General features: G+C 44.1%; 4 protein-coding genes. All 4 read right to left on the reverse strand.

Annotated features, from left to right (window positions below):
* Positions 1 to 800: 800 nt before the first annotated feature.
* Positions 801 to 5,639, reverse strand: a complete 4,839-nt coding sequence (locus ACR5KR_RS33885) for a thioester reductase domain-containing protein (protein ID WP_448269740.1) — start codon at positions 5,637 to 5,639, stop codon at positions 801 to 803.
* A complete protein-coding gene (locus ACR5KR_RS33890) occupies positions 5,636 to 16,720 on the reverse strand; it encodes an SDR family NAD(P)-dependent oxidoreductase (protein WP_448269741.1) in 11,085 nt (3,694 codons plus the stop codon). Before ACR5KR_RS33890 ends, ACR5KR_RS33885 begins: the two co-directional genes overlap by 4 nt.
* A 514-nt stretch (positions 16,721 to 17,234) precedes the next feature.
* Positions 17,235 to 17,666 (reverse strand): ATP-binding protein, encoded by a 432-nt coding sequence (locus ACR5KR_RS33895; protein WP_448269743.1) that lies wholly within the window; start codon positions 17,664 to 17,666, stop codon positions 17,235 to 17,237.
* Between the two features lie 36 nt (positions 17,667 to 17,702).
* Complete coding sequence (locus ACR5KR_RS33900) at positions 17,703 to 19,163, reverse strand: PP2C family protein-serine/threonine phosphatase (RefSeq protein WP_448269745.1); 1,461 nt, start codon at positions 19,161 to 19,163, stop codon at positions 17,703 to 17,705.
* Positions 19,164 to 19,458 lie beyond the last annotated feature (295 nt).

Raw genomic sequence — 19,458 nt, forward strand, 5'->3', positions numbered from 1 at the left:
TAACTCTATTTTGGATATTCTCTCATTTGTTTTGGCTCTACCTACAGTATGATTAGTGTTGATTAAAACTCTCTAAACATCAGCTATCAAAAACTAAAGTCTGTCTGCTCTCACTAAAAGCTTTGCTAATCAAGGCATATTTTTTATACTTTTTGCTAACGTCAAATTTCAGACTAGCAAATCATACTTAAATAATCTATCTATTTTAGTTAATTGTTTTACTAATAATCCATCTTAAGAATGAGATGACTAATATAACATATTATTACGATTTATATTTTAATATAAACTAAATCAAACCGAAGCAGATTTTTGCAAAAACTTAAACGCATGATTAATAACCTGCTTTTTGGTCGTTATAAACATTCTTTGGGTAATTCTAAAAGCACATCTGTTCTCAATAGACTTCTTGCATAAGTCGGGAAAAGGGGAAGGTGGGGTCCCCTCTGGGGATAAGGGGAAAGGGGAAGGGGAAAAAGGTTCTGTATGAGCAACGATGTCAGCTCTGCAATTAAATCGGGTTGGAGTCGTTAACTTGCGTCGCCTTCTGACCTCGGCGGGACTGCATCCACCGCCATAAGAATCTTGGTAGTGGTAAATATCTAGCGATCGCTAATTCATTCTCATTTTAAGGTTTTATGGCATTAAACCCTCACAGCACACAGGTTTGACATAATTCCTTGCCACGTAAAAAACAACCAGAATCTACTTAACATTGCCAACTTTCATGCCTGAAGCCTGCTTGTTTTCAACTCAGCATTCCTGCGTCGTTTTTTGCTGCTTAGTCTAAACTCCAGTTGCTAAACTCCGCTGAAAAATCCACTTTTCTTGAAGTAGGCAAAGTAGATATTGAGTAATTCGGTGTTTATTGTTGGATAAATAATATTGGTGTCAGCAAGTCCAGTCAATGTATTTTGGCAATCAAACGCAGGTAGCTGTACGTTTTTTAATAATTGTTCGTCTAACAATGGCAGAAAAGCATGTAAAGCATTTGGAATATTGTGTTTCGCATTGTGTAGCAATTTAGCATACCATTCATGGTAAGAAACTTGCTCTAGCGAATAGCCCAAAGACCGAACTAACTCACACCAATTACGCCAAGACAGACAATCAGGAGAAACAAGGTGATATGCCTTGCCGAAGGAGTCAGGGTTTTGAGAGAGGTGGACGATCGCTCTGCTACCATAATCAACTGGAGTCAAATCGAGGGGGAATTCCAAATCCGGCACCATACCTAGTTCGATACAGCCTTTGGTCAGGCTGCAAAAGAAGTCATCCACATTGGCGATTCCCGTTTGGCTGTGTCCTGAGATTGCACCTGGTCTGTAGATACATACAGGAATTCCGCGATCGCGTGCTTGCATAACTAGCTTTTCTGCTACCCATTTACTCTGTAAATAACCTCCTTGCAACCCTTGAAATTCTGCTAATTCATCGGATTCTGGAATGGAGTTAGCATTTGCATAAGCAGGAGCCGAAAAGATGCCCAGCGTCGAAACAAAATGCACGGGTTTGACTTTTGTTTGAGTTGCTAAACTCAAAATCGCCTGAGTTCCCAGGACATTGGCTGCTTTGAGTTTGGCGTAGGGATAAAGAAAATTGACGACAGCACCATTGTGATAGATGACATCAATTTCATGGCTAAGTTGATGGAATTGTGACTCGTTCAGACCTAAGTTGGGTAACGCCAAATCACCAATGACTGGAATGATGCGAAAGCGAAACTGTTCTTGCCAAAGTCCGTATGCTTGTAAATGGCTTTGGATACGTTGGATGCCCTGTTCTACATCCTGCGCTCGCACTAAGCAATAAATATTAGCTGTGGTCTGTTGCAGGAGTTCTTCTACTAAATACGCACCGAGAAAACCGGTTGCTCCAGTTAAGAAAATCGCCTGGGGTTGGGCGATCGACTTGAATGGTGTAGTTGGACGAATTGCCGGATCTAAGACAGCTTCTGCTGCCAAATCGATCGCTAAATGGGCAGCCATTCCTGTCCGAGCGATCGCTTCAATTACTTGAGCCACTCCCGCAATTGTTGGGACTTCTAATAATTGATGAATGGGTATAGTCACTTGCAAGGTTTCTCGCAACCGAGACAGCAGTTGCACTGCTAACAAAGAATTGCCTCCCAAATCGAAGAAGTTATCGTAGATGCTGAGTGGGGATCTGTGAAGTAAGTTTTGCCACAAGTCAGCTAAGTGTTTCTCGGTTTCGGTGCGAGGTGCAACAAATGTCTGATGCTGTTGGTATTGAACTTGAGACTCCTGAATATGCTGGAGAATCTGCTCTGGTGTATGCCAATCTGAAGCAATTTTTTGGAATAAGGCGGTGTAGGCAGATTGCTGGGGTATTGCCCGATCGCTTGGGGTTAAATTCCCTTCAGATGCCGAATGTTTTGCTTCTTTGTCTAATCGTTCAGAAGCAATAGCGAGCGATCGACAAACATCTGCTGATAACTTATAGCAATAGCTTTCTGCTAAAGGTTCCTTGGCAATGGCTGTCAACTGTTCGAGAAAATCGCCAACAGGCTGGTTTTTGGAACTCGGTTTGTAAATAATATCGATTTGCTTCAGTCCGCGTGCCAGGGCAATTTTACCCAGGAAGTTGAGCATTTGATACTCAACTCCTCTGCCCAACACTCGACAACTGAGTAATAGGGTATCTACCACCAGGGCTGATGCTGTAGCCTGTACCATCATCATGCCCACCAAACCATAATTACCAAAGCGGTCTTTTACATCTACAACATAGCAAGTATGAGTATCTAACAGGCAAAAGGTTTTGATTTCAGCCGATGTTCTGCGTAAGGTGGTGGTGTTAAATTGATTTGTTCGCTGCGTTAGTTGAGCAACACGATCTACCTGGGAGGGCTGCATTTCCATAATATCCACTTGCAGATTGAGGCTATTGAGGAAATCTCGCAACGTGAGAGATTCGTTTGCCGCTTGCTGACGTTGGCGATTTTGCTGGTAAACAATCGTTCGCTGTCGATCCTCTACAGTGATCTTGAGACGATCGAATGCCCAGATATGAGCCAGGAATTGGGGAATTTCAGTGGCATTTGTGGGCAATTGCAGGGTTAAAACTTCTGGACAGTGATAGCGGACTTCAGCGCATTCGATGGGATTGTCATCAATAAAGATGAAGCTATCTAAACTCAGCCCTAGTTCTTGAGACAGCAATTTTAAATTTTCTGATTTAGTCTGCCAATTAATTTGCCAAGCCGCCAAATGGTGACGCTTTAGCAGCATATCGGAGCGTTGGTCTAATACAGCAAAGACATCTGCTTGATTATTTTTGCTGCACAGACATAGCAACATCCCGCGATCGCACTGCTGAATCATAAATTCTTGCAATGCTTGATAGGATGAATCTATGACAATACCCTCAACTCCATCCTCACCACAAACACCTTGCCATAAGGTTCGATCGCAGTCTAAGACAATTACTTTATAAGGCGGTCTATGTAGGCAGTGAATTTTTCTCGCCAACATTGTTCCTAACGCTGTAAAAAATGCTGGTGTAAATGGAATATGCCCGATTTCATCGCTATAAGCATCATAGAAGTTAGTTACTGGGTAGCTTGTTGCTAACTCCTGATAATTAATAATATGCAGCCCACTAATATCGGCAAGTTCCGTTAATAAATTTGCTTCTATTTGTTGCAAAAAAATTGCCATTTCTGCATCAGCAATTATTGAATTACTTGGCAACAAACAAACCAAATGGGGAATTTTATTCCGTTCGCCGGATTGACGTAATGCTATAACTAAATCCTTAGTATTGCGCTCAATGGCATTCTTTTTTTCGTTACTAGATAACTCTTGTGAATCCTGTAACCTAACCCAATCTTCTAACCGCACTAGAACAATATTGACTCCCGTTTCATTTTGCGATAACAGACTATTAGGAGTCAGCAGTTGTTGGAAAACCTGATTATAGGGAGCAAAGGTAATTTCTGAGGGTAAATTGAGTTGCTGCATCCAGAATTTTAGAGAATCTGCCACCGAATCGGCGGTAAAAGTAGCTGCGATCGCCAATTTTTGTTTTTGATATCGACTTCTGGCTAATCTTGCTTTTCTCTCAAGGTCTGTTGGTAATCTAAATTCATTGAGGCGAATATCTTTTGACTCAACCCATTGTGCTAAAATTTGAAATAAAGCATTACCAAAAGCATCGATTGTTTCACTTTCAAATATATCGGTGTTATATGCAATTCCTATTTGTAAATCTGCTCCGACTTCGTAAATATAAGTATACAAATCTAAATCAGTCGGTCCCCAAATTCCCTCATCAACTAATGAAAACGTCAGATTTGGTAAATTTGTTAGGTCGCTCGGTAGTTGGCTGTTGACATAGCTTAATCCGGTGCGGAATGTTTGAAAAAAGGGAGTATCTTGTGCAACCCGACTCGACCCCATGACTTCAACGACTTTACCAAAGGGGACATTTTGGTGAGCATAAGCAGATAACAACACCGATCGCACTCGGCTGAGTACTTCGGTAAAAGTCGGATTGCCAGACAAATCTGTACGCAGCAACAAAGGATAGCCAAAAAAACCAATCAGGGATTCCACTTGCGGATGAACTCGACCAGAGGCGGTAAAGCCAATTAAAATGTCTTCTTGCTGAGAACACAAATAAATCAAAGCCTTAAACGCTGCTACGAAAGTCATAAAGGAAGTAATTCCCATTTGTTCGTGACTTCGTTGTTTGATTGCAGCCCACATCACAGGATCGAGTTTAAAAAACTTTCGCCGACCCTGAAAATTCTGGAGTGGCGGTCGGGGATGGTCGATGGGTAATTTTAATTCAAATGATGCCCCCTCTAATTGCTGTTTCCAGTAAGCTAGTTCGCTTTTGAGGGCATCATTGTTGAGCCACTGGCGCTGCCATACGGCAAAATCTCGATATTGGATCGCAGGTTCTGGCAGTGGAGAAGGCTGTCCCTTGTAGAAATGACTATAGACTGTCGCCAGTTCTCGAATCCATAAACCCATCGAGATCATATCGCTAATAATGTGGTGAATGACGAGCAAGAGAATATGCTCGCGTGCATTTAAGCGAATGAGTTTAATCCGCCATAAAGGAGCGATCGCCAAATCAAAGGGAGCTTCGGCTGCTTCATCGGCAAGTTGCCAGAAAGTTTTTAATTGTTCGGTTGCATCTAAATGCTCAAGATTTAAAACAGATAATTTAAACGGTTCTGGTGCAGCAATATTTTGCACAGGATTACCTTCCGATACCCCAAATGTTGTCCCAAAGACATCGTGGCGACGGAAAATTTCATTAAGACTTTTTTCTAGGCAGTTTAAATCTAAATCCCCATTCAGCCGCAAGGCTTGAGCAATATTATGAGCAGATTCTACAGCAGCTAACTGAGCCAAAATCCACAGGCGTTCCTGCTGGAAGGATACGGGCACATTTTGCGTTTGTGAAACCGGAACCAAAGGAATGGAAGCAGCCCCGATTTTGTTCTGATGTAGTAACCGGATTAGCTCTACTTTATTGTTAGCTAAAGCATTCCGTAAATCGGGAGTGATAACTCCTTTAGGTGCTTGAATGCGGAGTTGTTCCCCATCAACTAATAATTTCACTCCCCGGTCTGAAAGCTCGGCTAAAAGGGCATTTAGGTTCATAGTATTATTTCTTCTACATCCTCAGTGATTTCAGTTGCCGAATTTTCGTTGAGTCCCTGTAAAGCTAGCTGTTTTAATAACAGGTCTGCTAGTTGGTTGATGCTGGAACCTTCAACAAACTTTTCTAAAGAAAGGTCAATTCCCAATTCTGTGATGATCCGATTGCGGATTTCGATCGCCATCAAAGAATCGAGTCCGGCTTTGCTCAGTGCTTGACTGGCATCGACTCGATCCACAGAACAACCTAACACTTTGGCAATCTTTTCTTTCAGGTAAATGGTTAAAATTTGCAAGCGATCGCCGAAGTCATGAGTTTGCAATTGCTGCTGAATTTCCATCGGCGGTGGTGATGCTGATTGAGCAATCCCCACTTGCGAAAACTCTGTCAAATATGCCGGACAATTCCCCGGTGAGAATTGCTGCATAAATGTCAGCCAATTGAGCGGCATCACCCCTACTTGAACAACCTCCCAAAAAAAGCTCTGCTCCAAAGCCTGTAAACCTTGGGATGGCGATATCATTTCCATTCCCTGATGTTGGAGTTGCTTACCGAACTGACGCTCGGCGGCTGCACCAATTTCAGCCCAAGCTCCCCAGTTAATACTCAATCCCGATAACCCCAATTGATGACGATAATGTGCTAAAGCGTCTAAAAAGGCATTGGCAGCGCAGTGGTTAGCTTGACCGGCAGAACCTAAAACAGAAGCAGCCGAAGAAAACAAAATAAAGAAATCGAGCGGTAAGGTTTGGGTTAATGCGTGCAGATTCCAAGCACCTTGTACTTTCGCTGCCATGACTCGATGAAAGCGCTCCCAAGTTTGTTGGAGTAAAACTCCGTCATCCAAAACTCCGGCGGCATGGATAATGCCGTGTAGAGGCGGGTGGCTGCGGTCAATTTCTGCCAATACCTTTGCCACTTGTGACTGCACAGATACATCAGCTTGCATGACCATCACTGATACACCTTGTGCCTGAAGCTGCTGAATCTGGCGATCGCTCTGTTCGCTTGTCCCCCTGCGTCCCATGAGAACTAAGTGCTTTGCCCCACGTTCTACTAACCAATGGGCAATTAGCAGTCCCAGTCCCCCTAATCCACCAGTAATTAAGTAGGTACTATCTGGGTGGATGGGGATATCTGCTTGATTATGATTTTGTTTTCCCCGGTAAGGAACCAGTCTTGCCACTTGACGTATCCCATTACGGAATGCAATTTGGTTCTCTCGATCCGGTGATGTCAACTCTGCAAATAGTGCATCAAGGGGATTTTGAAGCCGATAATTTTCTTGGAGGTCTAAATCTATCAAGCGAAGCTGTAATTCTGGGTGTTCTTTGACGATCGCTTTTCCCATTCCCCATAGGGGCGATTGAACTAATCCAGCTTTATCGGCAACTGCTCCTCTAGTTATTACCCATAACTGAGGTGGCGTTATACCCATCTTTTTAACTAGGGCTTGCACCAAGTACAGAGTACTGCCACAGCCAATACGGGTTGCTGCTTGCAAATCTTCGACGCTTAAGGTTGGTGCAGTTTCTTTACTCTCCAGGCTCCACAAATGTACCACCCCTGAGAGACGCGATCGCTTGCTAAGTATGTGCGAAACCAACTGCTGAAAATCTTCCGGTTTGTGAGGATTAATCCTGAACTCGAACTCGCTCAACAGTTCGTATTCCTGTCCGGGAAAAACTAGAGTACAGGTATCTCCTCGTTCTTGAAACCGTCGAGCAAGTTTCTGACTAATACCTTGACTATCTGCTAAAATTAGCCAGTTTTGTGGTACATGGCTCTCGGTTCCTTTTTGGGCAACGATCGCAGCCTGAGCCAGGGAACCGATGATTTTGTTTTTAGGTGCGATCGCCACCGCCGATGTAAATCCATTCGCTTGCAACACATCTTGCCACTCGGCACTACTTAAGAGCGGGTAATTCGGTCGCAACCAGCGATCGGCAAACAACCACCAACCTGGGGTCAAACCGAAGCTCAGATCCAGCCAACAATGGCGATCGGTGACTTCTAACATCACCAGAATTCCGCCTGGTGCTAATAAGCTGTGGACGTGGGTCAATGTTTGTTGTAAATCTGGTGTCGCGTGTAACACATTGGCTGCCAGAATCACATCATATTGTTGCCCTTCCAAGCCTTGAGTCGCTGGATCTCGGCTGATATCTAAAGATTGATAGCGGACAAATGGGTAATCTCGAAACTTCTCCCGTGCTTTGGCTGCAAACAACGGTGAAATGTCTGTGAAGGTGTATTCAGCTTGATCATTATTCAATTGCGGCAGAATGTAAGCGGTTGTGCTGCCAGTTCCCGCCCCAATTTCTAGCAAGCGGATCTTGCTTTTCTGTGGTACTCGCAGCAGTGCTGCGGAAACTGCCTTTTGCACCAATGTATTCATCACTCTAGCAGCTGGGGCATCTTGATACAGTTGCGTCAGCAGGGTGAAATCACCATTAGGAAATAGTAATTGTAGCGGGTCAAGTTTTCCCTGAAGTACCTCTGGTAAGCTGGCACCACAGCGTTCTACTAGGGCGATCTCAGTATCTCCGGTAGGGAATTGGACTAACAGTCGGTCTGGTTGCGGCGTTTGGCGATCGAGGGCGCTAATTACTTCCCAGTGATGTTTGCCGTTGGCACAATCAAGAGGTCTGAGCCACCCTGCTTCAGTCAAAATATCTAGAAACCGATGTAGCAGTTGATGATACTGGCTAATCACCCCCAACTGTTCAGCTATTTCTGTAAAGGAAAACTGCAATCCGAGTTGAAAGTCCCATCCTAGTTGTTGTAAGGCACTGATTACATAAGACACACTGAGGGCTTCAAGTTGGGGTAAAAATTCCTCGTTTGATGAGGTTGTTGTTAAAAGTTCGGCCAATTGAGGAATCAGGTTTTGGCTGATGTCCTTGGGATTGAGCAGGTAATCCGGTGAGAGCGATCGCCCCATTCGGGCTTGAGGTCGCCATTCGATTTGATACAACCAATCTGGCGGCAGCACTTGAGGAGAGACTGTCAATGTAGCCGCAGCGACCCTTTGAAGTTGCAGACCTTCAACAACCGCTAGAATTTCACCATCATCTGCAACTAATTGTAAATCGCTAATCAGTGTTTTGTTACTGTTCTGGCTAGGATGTACTTTGGCAAAACTCCATAGTCGGTTGCTGGGGCGATCGCAAACTTGCAATCGCTGGATGGCGATCGGCACATAAGCCTCTTTGCTATTATCTTCTGGGAATTTAGCTTGTAAAACCTGAAAACAAGCATCCAAGAATGCTGGATGAAACTGATAGGTATCTGTTTCTACGCATGTTTGGGGTAACTCAATCTCTCCTGTGACTACTTCTGAATTCAACCACAACTGTTTAACTCCCCGAAAACTCGCACCATAATCAACTCCTCGTTGAAGAAACTGTTGGTAATGTTCGGCTTGGTTGTGGGAGGCTACTTCCTTGGGGAAACAGTGCGTTGCAGAAAGTTCCAGCGATGGTTTGAGATTGGATGCGGTGACATTTCCAGAAACATGCAGCATCCAAGATGGTGAATCTTCTTCATCTAATTCACAACTAAAAATTTCAAAGGAATATCCTTGTTGTTCCGTTGGTTGAAGAATTAGCTGGAGCGTCTTAACTTCATTTTTTGATAAAATTAACGCCCGTTTATATAAGACATTTTCTAAAATTAAATTTTTGGATTTCAAAACCTTAGCTGCTGCCCCCAAAACCATCTCTAGATAGGCGGTTCCCGGCATAATTACTTTTCCGTAAACGCGATGGTCAGCTAAAAAAGCGGGGAAATTAGAACTGATTTGCGTCTGGAAACGAATCTCTTTCGAGTCTGCCAAGTGCAATCTAGAACCGAGCAGAGGATGAGAAGATTTGAGATTTGCAGAGGAGAGTTGAACATTTTTGTGGCTGCTGTCTTTGTTTGGTTCAACCCAAAAACGCGATCGCTCAAAGGGATAATTCGGCAATACCACGCGCCGATGCTCAGATCCCCGATGAAACTCCGACCAATTCGCCGATATTCCCTGCTCATACAACGCCGCTAAACTGGTCAACATCTGCTGCCAATCTGATTCTTGCGATTTGAGGCTCCCTAGCCACAGATGTCGTGATTCTGGGATACATTGACGACCCATGCTTACTAAAATTGGGTGCGGCCCCACTTCCAAACAAGCCAAATTTCCTAACGCTGACAGGCTGACGATACTGTTAGCAAATTGCACTGGCTGCAAAATATGCTGCACCCAATATTCAGGCGTGCTAATCTCCACTCCTGCCAATTGCCCTGTGATGTTGGAAATGAAACGAATATTCGGGTTTGGTGTACGGTAGCTCACTTGCTGGGCAATCTGCCCAAACTCTGCCACCATTGGTTGCATCAACGGCGAATGAAAGGCATGGGAAACTTTCAGTGACTTTGTTTGCACTCCTCTGGCTTCTAAGATAGCCACAGCCGATGCGATCGCCCCAGCTGCACCAGAGATCGTGATTTGTCTTGGTGCGTTGATTGCTGCAATCGCCACCTCCGGCAATGAATCAATAACCGCAGATACTTGTTCCAAATCAGTAAATACCGCTACCATCGCCCCAGTCTGCGGTAGTGCTTGCATCAATTTTCCCCGTGCAGCGATGAGTTTCAATCCATCTTCCAGACTGAATACACCTGCAACAGTTGCAGCAACATATTCGCCCACACTATGACCCATCACAACACTAGGCTTGATACCCCAAGATTGCCATAGCTGGGACAATGCATATTCCAGAGCAAATAAGACAGGTTGGGTATAGCCCGTCTCATCCAGAATATGACCCCCTAAGTTCTTTTCCCTTTCCCCTTTCCCCTTTCCCCTTTCCCCTAACGGATACAGCACTTCTAGCAATGGTTGCTCTAATAATGAGTCCAGAATTTGGGCACAGCGTTCTATGGCTTGTCGGAAAACAGGTTGGGTTTCGTAAAGTTCTCGTCCCATACCGATATACTGCGAACCTTGTCCAGTGAACAGGAAAGCTACCCCTGAAGCCTGAAAGCGAGTGCGCGAATTTTCGGCAATAAATGTTGTGAGTTGATTTCTCAATTGTGCGGGTGAATCGGCAACCAAGGCCAGCCGATAATCAAAATGCGATCGCCCCACATTACTCGTATAACAAATATCTCTCAAAGATACTTCTGAATGAGACTCCAGAAACCCCACATACCGCCGAGCTAATTCCCGTAACGCTGTCTCAGTTTTTGCCGAAAGCGTCAACAACGATTTGACATGCTCCCCTACTCCCACTTCGGCTACGCTCAGTGACCACCTGCTCCCCCGGTTACTGAGCGCAGTCGAAGTATGCTCCCCTGCTCCCTGCCCCCTGCCCCCTGCTCCCCTGCCCCCTGTTGGTGCTTCCTCCAAAATCACATGAACATTCGTACCGCCAACACCCAAAGAAGTTACGCCAGCCCGCCGAGGTGTTTGGTCTGTTTGCCAGTCTGATAAAGTTGTATTTACATAAAATGGACTGTTAGCAAAATCAATCTTGGGATTGGGATGTTTAAAATTTAGGCTAGGCGGTAGCAATCGGTGCTTGAGTGCCAAAACTGTTTTAATCAATCCTGCTATGCCTGAAGCTGTATCTAAATGTCCGATGTTAGTCTTTACAGAACCGATGGCGCAAAATTGTTGCTTCTGTGTTTTGGCACGAAATGTTTGGGTTAATGCTGCAATTTCAATCGGATCGCCGAGAGTCGTTCCGGTTCCGTGGGTTTCGATGTAAGTAATAGTTTCTGGATTAATATCTGCGATCGCTTGGGCTTGGGCAATCATTGCTGCCTGTCTCTGAACGCTGGGAGCCGTATAGCTGATTTTTTGGGAGCCATCGTTATTAATCGCAGAACCCTTAATAACAGCGTAAATATTATCTCCATCGGCGATCGCATCTGCCAATCGTTTCAACATCACAATTCCAACGCCATTGCCGCCAACGGTTCCTTGTGAATTGGCATCAAATGCTCGGCAGTGACCGTCGGGTGAAAGAATCATTCCGGGCTGATACCGATAACCAGATTTTTGAGGTACGGCGATCGCCGCAGCGCCAGCCAGAGCCATATCGCATTCTCCCTGAATCAAACTCCGACAAGCTTGATGCACTGCAACTAAGGAAGTTGAGCAAGCGGTTTGCACGTTGACACTGGGCCCTTGCAAGTTGAATTTGTATGAAACCCGTGTGGGAAGAAAATCTGTACCATTGGCGATCGCTAGTTGCGAGTCATCAACGTATTCTAATCGCTCCCGATTTGGGTAAAGATTGTGATTCCAGTAGGTTCGACCTGCATAAAGATTCATCCCCATGCCTGCATAAACCCCGATTAATCCTGTATAAGTTGCAGGGTCGTAACCAGCATTTTCCAGTGTTTCCCAAGCACACTCTAAAAACAGGCGATGCTGCGGGTCCATGATTTGGGCTTCTTTGGGAGAGATATCGAAAAACGCGGCATCAAATAAATCAATGTCAGATAAGATACCACTAGCTTTCACATAATTGGCATCATTAAAGGATGAGGAATCGATTCCGGCTAACTCCAGTTCTTCATCACTGAAAAATGAAATCGATTCCACGCCATTACAGCAGTTTTCCCAGAATTCATCGAGTGTTTTGGCTCCTGGAAAACGCCCGGACATACCGATGATGGCAATTTCTAATTGCTGGGTATCTTTCATTTTACCCACGCGCTCGGATGGCGATAATTGCGATCGCTCCGGCAATAGCATTTGAGCTTGATTCAGGAATTCTGCTAGCGTCTGAATCGTTGGATATTGGAACAAGTCAATCAGTGACAGATGTTGCCCAAATTGTTTTTGTAAGCGATCGTGAACCCGAACCAAGGTGAGCGAACTGCCACCTAGTTCAAAAAAGTTGCGATCGATACTCACTGAAGAAATGCCCAGCACGTCTTGCCATATTTGAGCTATCTCGCGTTGAATGTCAGTTTGGGGCAAAACGACTTGCCAAGGTTGGTTGTGCTTCTGATTGCTGCCAATAATTTTGGCAATGTCTATCGTACCCGTTTGTGTTACGGGCATTTCTGGAAGCTGTACAATTTCACAATGGCTCGGAGTTCCAAAGCGATCGCTAACTCTCATTTGCTCCCAACCATACAACCCTGCACCATCAATCGTCGTAATATAAGCGGTTAATTTCTGGACGTTATCGGCTTCTGTCTTCAGATATCGACGAATATGATGATTGCTGCCATCTAAACCAATAATTAGCTGCGGTTGATGACGCGATAAACCTGCCACTAAGGAACGCCAACCTTGTTCCTGAGTAATACTCTGATACCCCAAGCGATGAGCTGCTTCCCGGCTGTGCATCGGGTTTCCCTCGCTCATACCAACATCATCCCACTGGCTCCAGTTAAAGCAGTAAGCATGAGGATGGTAATGGTATTGCTGATACTGACAACAACCATCTAAAAAACTGTTGGCAGCAGCATAGGCACTAAAGGTTGCTCCCCCAAACACACTATTTACGGAAGAAAAGCCGATGAAAAGGGCATCTGGCCGATTCTGAATCAGTTGAAAAAGCGTCCAAGTGCCCTGAACTTTCGGACGTAGCATGGTACGAAAGCTTTCTAATGTAGCTACAGCTATCCAGTGATTTTCCATCACCGTCCAGTGGTGTTTGAGGTCGCCTTCACCTGCCAGATGAATAATTCCTGCCAGAGGTTGATTCCATCTCAACTCTGCCTCAGTGACAGCCTGTTGTAAGCAAGTTAGATCGCAGATATCAATTGACTTGTATAATAAATCGCCACTTATCGCCAAGAGAGATTGATAATTTTTCAGTCGCTTGGCGATCGCTGTATTCTGTTCGAGATGCTGCGACCATTCTGTTGCTGGTGGCAAATTTGTTCTGCCAATAATCAGCAATCGCACACCATATTGCTTAAGTAAATATTGGCAAACGGAAGTCCCAATTCCACCCAATCCGCCTGTTACCAGATAAGTCTGCCCTGGTTTAATTGGTATTTCCTGGCTTGGACTAGCAAGCATATCGACTTTGGCGAGTGACGAGACTAGCCGTTGACCTTGACGATAAGCAATTTCACTATCATCTTTGGTAACATTTAGTTCTTTAAAAACATAGTTTGCATTTGTTTCCAGCGACCCAATTTCTAAGTCAAGGTGGCGACAGTGCAACCAAGATAGTTCTAAAGGAATTGTTTTTAGCAATCCAATAAGTGTCGATTTTTCATAAGCGATCGCATCATCGCTGCTAGTTAACTGGACGTTGTTAGAAATGACTTGTAACTGAATGCCTATATCTAGTAGTTGGTGTTTTTCCTTGGCATTTGCTAAGGCTTGCACTAAAAATAGAATGCTATATAGTCCTAAGTATTGGGCGCGTTCTAGTTCCTCTAGGCTAGAAGTCGGGTGAGGGCTGGGGAAAGGGGAAGGGGTAAAGGCTAAGGGATTTAAAACCTTTCCCCCTTCCCCTTTCCCCTTTCCCCCGCCAAGTTCACTTGGCGAACTACTAGACACTTGACCCGCAGACTCGTTATAAGTCCATAAATGCAAAATCTGAGTGGGAATATCCGATGCCAAAGACTCTAGCAACCGCTGATAGTGATCGGGATTTTCGGGATTGATGGTAAAGCGATCGCCTTGCTCAGATTTGATAAAATCCGTACCTGCTTCAACGCAGATATAAGATTGATTATTGCGTTTGAGTTCTGTACACAGGTAATTTCCTAAACCTAAATTATCGAGAAACACGAGGAATTTCTGAGTCGGAAGTTTAACTGGCTGCCGATTGTGATTTAACTGCTTAACACACCAAATTCGGCGATAAAACCAGTCAGGGATTGTGTTAGCATTGCCAGTCAAGATATCAAACTGACGGAGGATAGGTTTAAATTCACCTGATTCATAGCGTTTAACCAGTTGCGATCGCTGGATCTTGCCAATGGCCGTTTTTGGAATCGCAGCTTTTTCAACTGAAATTACATAACTGGGATTGATCCCACAACGTTGGATAACTTGCTGACGAATGGTTTGCATCAACGTTGAAATTTGCATTTCATTCGCTTCACCTGCATGGAAAAATATAGCTAGCTTTTCTGTAGTTTCTCCATCGCGGACTGCAACTGCGGCAGTGTAAGAAACAACTACACCTGCAATTTCTTCAACAACTGCTTCGATTTCATGACTATAGTAATTCAGTCCATTGACGATAATAACGTCTTTCTCTCTGCCTGTAATTGTTAAACGTCCTTGTCGTAAGAAAGCTAAATCTCCCGTATTGAACCAGCCATCTTCTGTAAATACCTCCGAATTCAGTTCTGGTTGACCAAAATAACCTGATGTTACTGTCAATCCTTTGACTTGCAGCCTTCCGATCGCTTCTTCTTCAACGAGTTGGTCTTGAGCATCAACTATCCGCAAAGAAAATCCGGGAATCGGCGCTCCAACTTCTACGAATGCATCTTCATCAGTGGTTGATTCTCCAGAAAAGTTGTGAGAGTAAGTCACTCCCGAACAAGTTTCAGCCATTCCCCAAGCCGGATGTATTGCCGTAGTCGGGAGTCCGTGCGCTGTCAGCAATTCGAGAAATTTTTTCGCAGTTTTGCCGACAATAGCTTCTGCACCGTTAAAGATGTATCGCACTGATGATAAATCCCAATGCCCTTGAGAAAGTTCTGCTTCGGCGGCGTTGATTAGCCCATAGGCAAAATTCGGTGCAAAGGTTACACTCACGCGATAATCAGACATCCAATCAAGCCATTTTAGGGGTTGTTGCAACACCCAATCGGTGACGGCATGAATTTGTTGACAACCCACATACACATCCCGAATATGGAAATACACTAATCCGGCAACGTGATCGAGTGGCATCCAGTTTAAGGAAACATCTTCTTGGGTAAACCCGTTCATTTGCACACTCGCAGCCGACCGACAGATAAGACTGCGATGGCTTTGCATAACTGCTTTCGGCGTACCTGTACTACCAGAAGTGAGAAACAGTACTGCCAAATCATCGGCCGCCGGAACATACCAGTTAGGATCGGGATCGTGAGATTGCAACTCATCGAGGGTAGCGATCGCCAAATTGTCAAGTGGCAAGTCTGTCAGGGAACATCTCAGTTCAGGTGCTAATCGATCGCTAGTCAGTATTAAGCTTGGTTCTAGTCTTTGCCAGATTTGAGCTAATTTATTAACGAAACCATCAGAGCGATCGTAACTCTGAGGAACGGATAAAGGAATTGGGATGAATCCGCCCAAAATACAACCCCAGAAGGCAGGAATGAAATTTTCAGGTTGGTCAAATTGAAAGAGAATTCTATCTTGAGGCACAAGTCCTAATTTTCTCAAACCTGCCAAAATCCGTTGAGCTGCGTCTAATAAATCTTTGTAGGATTGGTTTTGGTAAGTATCATCGGGTTGGATGTAAGTAATTCCTTTTGAGGTTTGTAACGCTGCCCTTTGAAGTAGTTCCGTTAAGTTAGCGATCGCGTCTATTTCCAGTTGTAAAGGTTCGCCATGACTAATTGCTTTGGCTTTTATCTGAGATTGTGAAAGCTCAAATTGTTGATTTACGCCATCGGATTTTAGTTTTTCTCCAGAATCCTCTAATTGAAAATTAAGCTTTGTTGCTTGAGGATTCCCTAGCAAATCCGAAACGTGTAATGGTGGTAGTTGTTTCGTCTGGTCTTGTACGATAACTGCGACTTGGTTAATCGAGGGGAGCGATCGCAAAGACGACTCCCATCGCTCGACCAAATCTATGTCAATCACGGCTAAATCAGTTAGACGGCGATCGTCAATCAGTCCTTCGCTGGTGAGCGGCAATCTGGATAACCAAACGTAGGCTTGAGGCGGGATAGTATTTGGCAAATGACCCTGCAAATATGCATTTAGTTGTGCCAACGAAGATTTTCCTGATGCAACTACGTAGGCAACGAACCACATATCTGCGGTTTCTGTTTCTCGGATTAATACCCGACACTCTTCAATTTCTGGATGGGTCAGGAGCGTAGTTTCGAGTGCTTCTTGGTCTGCTAAGTTTGCCTGAAAACCATTGAGGGTATTAATTTTCTCTAACATTCATAAGCTCCAAACTAACTTAGACACGTTTGCTGTTGCGGGATGTCTTTGCTTCTACAAGCAACCCTATTAGTTGGTGGTTTGATATAACAGGCAACAGCTAATAGGCAACAGGCTTAAAAATCCTTGGTGTCGGGGTTTGACAATTGGTTCATGTCCTAACCTATCTGGTAACTGCTATATATGCTTTTTTTGTCCGTTTTTGACATATTTGCTGTTTCAGGTCGCTACCTTGTGAATATTGAGAATACATGAAATTTTTTTGTAGTTACTAACTTCGTGACCATTTGTAACAAGTGACGTGAAAAGATAATCTGGAAGGATTGGACTTAAAGCTTTGTAAATATTTGCTAGCAAGTTTTAGGAAGATTTTTGTCCAACAATCACTCAGTTTTGAGTGCAACGGTGTCGAAAAACAAAACTATGTAAATAAAAATAAATTAACTTGTAACTCTTGTTGTATCTTGTTAAAGTCATTGTTATTTTTTTATAATTAATATTCCTGCAAACTTACTTAACTGATTCCCAATCCGTCGTCACGATTTACAATTAAAATATTACAATTTTGGTTTCCGTCTTGTTGGTAAATAAACCGATCTACGCTGTTAAGAGCTAGATAAACTCCCAAACCGCCAATCTGTCGTTGCTGTAGCGACTTGTTCAAATCATTTGGGGTTAACTTCTGGGTAGGATTGAAGGGAACACCAGTATCTTTAATCGTAATGCTCAAGGAGCGATCGTCAAAATCGGCTTTTAAAATCAATATGCCTTCGCGATTTGCTGCCTTATAGCCGTAATTAATGATGTTTGTAACGATTTCATCGACCGCCAAACGCAGTCTGTAGGAGGTTTTTTTATTCAAACCTGCTACCGTTGCTGCTGCCATCACATATTCTGCGATCGCCTTTAAAGAGTCCAGTGTTCCAGGCACAGTTAAAGGTTCCATATTTTACAGATTGGGGGTGAGTGAAAGGATGAAACTTTAGTCTGATGCCTTTCTCTGCACAATCAGCATTGTGATGTCATCAAACTGAGGTGCGTTGCTGATGTGAGCGAACAAATCAGTTGTAATCCGCTCTAGCAGAGGAGACGGCAAAAGCGCAGATCGATCTAGGAGCGATCGCAGTCGCTTTTCAGTAAAAAATTGACCGCTGGGACTGCGTGCCTCAGTTACCCCATCGGTATAGCCAATTAAGATATCGCCTGGTTCCAACTGTACTTGTTGAATTTTAAATTTCATATTAGGCATCATCCCTACTGCTGGCCCGGTTGAGTTGAGACTGGCTTTGATACCAGTCTCACCAACAACAAACAGAGTTTCGTGTCCACCATTGATGTAGGTGAGAATGCCAGTTGCCGGATCTAGCACGCCAAAAAACAGCGTAGCAAACATACTCATCTGGGCGTGCTGCTGGGCGATGTAATTATTCGTGAGCGCTACTGCTTTCAGGGGGTTAATTTGGTATAAATTGGTTGCCATCTCTGACTCCAGCAAAATCGATAATTCCGCCTCATTGGCAATAATAGAGAGTCCGCCCAAACTAATTTGTCCCGAAAAAATACGGATTAAGCTTCGGAACAAAGCCATAAATAACGCAGCGCCTACACCTTTGTCGGCGACATCAGCAATAACTAGCCCCAAGTAATCGCCAGGTAGCATGAAAACGTCGTAGAAGTCGCCAGCAACTTGACGCGCAGGAGAGAAAAACGTGGCAATCTCTAAATTAGGTAGCTGTGGGATTTCGTTGGGTAGAAAATCTCTCTGGATTTGCCGCCCTTTTTCTAATTCGTAGTTGAGTGCTTTGGAATAAGTTTCAATTTTCCCATATAGCTGGGCATTTTCTAAAACTATAGCGATTTGGTCAGCAGTGAGCTGCATCAGATGGGCAATTTCTGGGCTAAAGTGCCCAGGTTCTTGGTGTAGCAAGGTAAGAATGCCTAACACCTCTTCATTCCTGAGAATGGGAACAGCTAATGCTGAACGTACAGTGTAAGGCTGATTGGGCAACTGCAACCAACGATCGTCGGTTTCAGTGTCTACAATCAACCCGATCTGGCGCTGTCTGTATACCCAACCAGCAAGCCCCTGTGCTAAAACACAACCAATCAGGCGATCGCGTTCCTTCAGTGCTGTTGTTTCCCTTTGCGTGAGGATACTATCGGTGACAGCACCCTGGCGATCGAGTAAAAACAGACTGCCTTTTTGGGCACCAGTAAGCTGACTACAAACATCTAACGTGTCTTGTAAAGTAGCTTTCAACATCTCTTCTTCGGGTGAAGCGCGGATGATTGTTGCTACTGAATGCTCCAGCAGCTTTTTTTGAGCCTGGAAAGCAGCTTTTTCTGTTTTTAATTCAGCTACCTCTCGCTGCAGGGCTTTCAGTTCCTCAATTAGCTGTTGATTCTCTGCTATGCCATTCTCTTCATAAGATCGTTGGATCATAAAATAGACCTGTCGCTTTATTATTGGGGTAAGATTCAGGACGGCAATCGCTTCACTAAATTGAATGCATCTGCTAATTTAAATAGAAATTCTACAAGTCTCCTGCGATAACTATTAAGTTATTTTGATATAAAAGTCATCCCTTAAATAGTTGAGAATTTATAAAATTTATGCATGAAGAGTGAAATATTGGTATTCTAAACAATACCAAGATTTTCTCGGAGAACACTAAGATTTTTTGGATAACACCAAACCAAGATTTTCTCGGAGAACACCAAGATCGATCAAACTGATG

The organism is Nostoc sp. DSM 114159 (assembly GCF_053470285.1).

Coding starts and splice junctions, on each gene's coding strand:
- ACR5KR_RS33885 (WP_448269740.1), bottom strand. CDS start 5,639: ATGAACCTAAATGCCCTTTTAGCCGAGCTTTCAGACCGGGGAGTGAAA.
- ACR5KR_RS33890 (WP_448269741.1), bottom strand. CDS start 16,720: ATGTTAGAGAAAATTAATACCCTCAATGGTTTTCAGGCAAACTTAGCA.
- ACR5KR_RS33895 (WP_448269743.1), bottom strand. CDS start 17,666: ATGGAACCTTTAACTGTGCCTGGAACACTGGACTCTTTAAAGGCGATC.
- ACR5KR_RS33900 (WP_448269745.1), bottom strand. CDS start 19,163: ATGATCCAACGATCTTATGAAGAGAATGGCATAGCAGAGAATCAACAG.